Consider the following 3,196-nt stretch of genomic DNA (forward strand, 5'->3'; position numbering starts at 1 on the left):
GGTGGCGATTTCCCGCTCGATGGTCTTTGCGTCGACACGCGCATCCAGTGCGAAGGTCGTTCCCCACACCTGCTCACGCGAGGCCGTCGACAGACCACCGAAGAAAGCCTCGAAACCCTTGATCAGATCGGCCTTGGTCAGCATCAAATAGACCGGAAGGCGGATTTCGAGCCGGTCGTTGAGCTCTGCCAGGCGCCGACGGATCTTACGGCCATGTGCCTTGATGGCTTCGTCGCCCTCTGAAAGCGCGTCGATCGACAGCGCGACGATCACGCCGTTCAGCGCCCGGCGGCCGCGGTGCTTTTTCAGCAGATCAAGGAAGCCCAGCCATTCCGCGGCATCGACGTCGGGCTGGCTCTCCTGCTGCACATAACGGCCCGCCGTGTCGATCAGAACCGCGTTCTCAGAGAAAAACCAGTCGCAGTTGCGCGTGCCACCGACCCCCTGCAGGTCGTCGGTGAGGTCGATTGGAAAGTTCAGGCCGGACTGGCGCAAAGCCGTGGTCTTGCCGGTGGCCGGTGGCCCAACGATCACGTACCAGGGCATCTCGCGCAGGAACTTGCGTCCGCCCAGCTTGCGGCGCTTCAATTCGGCCATCACCTCGGCGAACTTGGCACCGACTGCGGCGACGTTCTCTTCGCCGGGGCTCAGCGGTTTTTCAACCGTTGGCGCAGCGATTTCGGCGACGAACATGCGGTTGGCTCGGATCGCCCGGCGCTGCGCGACGATCAGCCAGATCAGCCAGAAGATGACCAGCAGCGCAATGATGACGATGCGCACATTTTCCGAGGCGAAGGGTTCGTAAGCACCGACCCTGACGATCGGGCCGAACACCCAGATAACCAGGGAAAGCAGCGTGATGCCGATCAGCGTCCACAGCCAGCGCGATGTCAGAACCGCCCAGAGGAAGCGCAGGATGAACATCTCATAGCCTCTTTTCGACCAGCACCTCGACGCGGCGGTTCAAGGCCCGTCCCGCGCGCGTGCTGTCGTCGGCCACTGGATCGGTAGCTGCACGTCCTTCGAAGCGAATGCGGTCCTGCGGCACACCGTTTTGAACCAGCATCTCGGTAATGGTTGCTGCGCGCGCTTCCGACAGGCGCTGGTTGGTGGAAAGCGGATTGGACCGTTGCAAAGGAATACTGTCGGTATGGCCGACCACTGTGATGTTTCCGATCAGTTCCTGATTGGCCAGGATCACTTTGGCGATTGAACCGATCAGCGGCTCGAAGCCTTCCGTCAGTGTCGGCCGCGACGACTGGAACAATTCGGGGTTGGAGGCCTGAATAATCAGCCTGGCCAGCGAAACGCTCTCGGTGCCGCTTAGCGCAGCTCTGAGATTCGCCGGCGCTCCGGCCTGAAACTCCGGCACCAGCGCGAAATCCACTGCCTCCGGCGGCGGCGCGTCGACCTGTGGCGATGTCCGACTGATATCGCCGCGGGCTGGCGGCGGCAAAGCTCGAACCAGCGTCGAAAGCTCGACCGCCTGACTGCTCAGTCCCATCGATAGCCCGAGATAGATTGCAGTGGCGAGAACCGCCGCGCCGAGCCCCATCACCCAGATCGGCACGATGAAGCGCTGCGGCTCATCGGATGCGATCACGCCTTTCCAGTTCGGCGACAACGGCGCGCCGTCGGCATCGGCATCGCGTAGAAAGCGCGCCGCAGCAACACGAACGGCATTGAGCGAGCGGTCGCCCGACCGGCCTGGAACACGATATTTGCCGCGGAAGCCGAGCGCCAGGCAATGATATTGCAGTTCCAGCAGTTCGCGATCTCGGTTCGGATGCCGCTCCAGTTCGTCGAGACGCGTGAAGAACTGCGTGCCAGCATCGACATCGCCTCGCAGCATCACCACAAGCGGCTGGCGCGGCCATGCGCTGGCGCCGCCCCATGGCGTGTTCAAGGCCAGATCATCTAGCAACGCCGCCACCACCCAGGCTGCTTGGTCGGCACGCTCCAGCGAGGACCCCGCCGACATTGCCGCGTCGCGTGCCCGAACCAGCTCATCGAGCAACCGCGTGCGCATCGCCTCCGGGTTTTCCGGTGGCAGCGCGCTTTCAAGCTCGGGCGCGAACTCGAGCAAGGGCGCGAACGCGTTGACAAGTGTGTTGGGATGCGTACGCGACCGTTTCATTGGCGCGCCCGACAGGAGTGGCGTCATCGGTCGCGGCATCGGCGCGCCGGTCAGCCGTATGCGAGTACGTTCGCGATCCTCCGACAGTCCGAAAGGATCATCCCTGCTCATGATCTCACCTGTTTACCGAATAGCAGTCCACCTGCGGCTCGCTCGGCAGTACACCCGACACGCCAATGACGAAGCCGGGGGCATCGAGCAGCGATGCCCAGTGCTCGCTTTTCTGATCCAGTTCAAGGCACAGCCGATCGCCATCGTAGGGGATTTCGCGGGGCTGGGAATGAAGCGGTTTCAGTGGAATGCCGGGTAGACGGGATTTCCATAGACCCTCGAACTGATCGGCCGAACCGACCGTCGCCTGGTTGACGAAAATCTTACGCAAGGCATCTTCCGACAGCTCGGAACCGACCCGGATAACGATCCGGCTGGCCACCAGCAGCTTTGGGTTGTCGATGCGGATTTTCCAGACGTTGGTCGAATGCCGCATGACCGGCAGTGCGCGGGATTTAGGCTCGATGTAACGCAGGCTCAGGATGAGTGAGCGCAAGGCGTCCGCCAGCGCCGAATATGCGGGGCCGGGCGCCATGTGATCGTAGGCGGGCAACTCGCTCAGCCGTCGCGCGCTGGAGCCATAGGTCGCCATCGAACCGGCAAGACCGGCAAGCTCCAGGTAAAGCTCGGCCGGATGGAAAACATCCTGCGCCAGCATGTGCGCCAGTCGTGGACGCGCCGCATTGGCGAGATTGAGCATCAATAGGTCTTCGACGCTACGCCCTGGCCCGCCCATGACCATTTTGCCATGCGCCTCGGCGATTTGGTCGAGGCCGGTGACGACTTCCAAAAGCAACTGCCGGTACCAGGCCACCGCTCCGGTAACCAGTGTCGGCGGCAGGAACGTCTCATCCAGGGAGACGCCGCCATCGGCTCGAACCCCTTTGATGTCGGCTATGGGCAGGGCGGTGTAGCCACCAACCGATTTTCCGGGTGCAAGCAGCAGCGCCTGCGGACGTGCGATTTCGATTTCTTCAGGATCTGAACCGCCTTGGACGGCGTCGCGGA

3 protein-coding genes are annotated in these 3,196 nt (G+C 62.7%); all 3 read right to left on the reverse strand.

Going from position 1 to position 3,196, the window contains the following annotated elements:
* Window positions 1–924, reverse strand: a 924-nt coding sequence (gene tssM, locus E5W87_RS14510; protein ID WP_292398311.1) for a type VI secretion system membrane subunit TssM, incomplete at its 3' end; no start/stop codon positions are given.
* Window position 925: 1 nt separating this feature from the next.
* Window positions 926–2,248 (reverse strand): type IVB secretion system protein IcmH/DotU, encoded by a 1,323-nt coding sequence (icmH, locus tag E5W87_RS14515; RefSeq protein ID WP_292398314.1) that lies wholly within the window; start codon window positions 2,246–2,248, stop codon window positions 926–928.
* A gap of 4 nt (window positions 2,249–2,252) precedes the next feature.
* Window positions 2,253–3,196 (reverse strand): type VI secretion system baseplate subunit TssK (tssK, locus tag E5W87_RS14520; RefSeq protein WP_292398316.1); only part of this gene is annotated, 944 nt, incomplete at its 5' end.

This window comes from Mesorhizobium sp., from assembly GCF_004962925.1.
Taxonomy (GTDB): domain Bacteria; phylum Pseudomonadota; class Alphaproteobacteria; order Rhizobiales; family Rhizobiaceae; genus Mesorhizobium.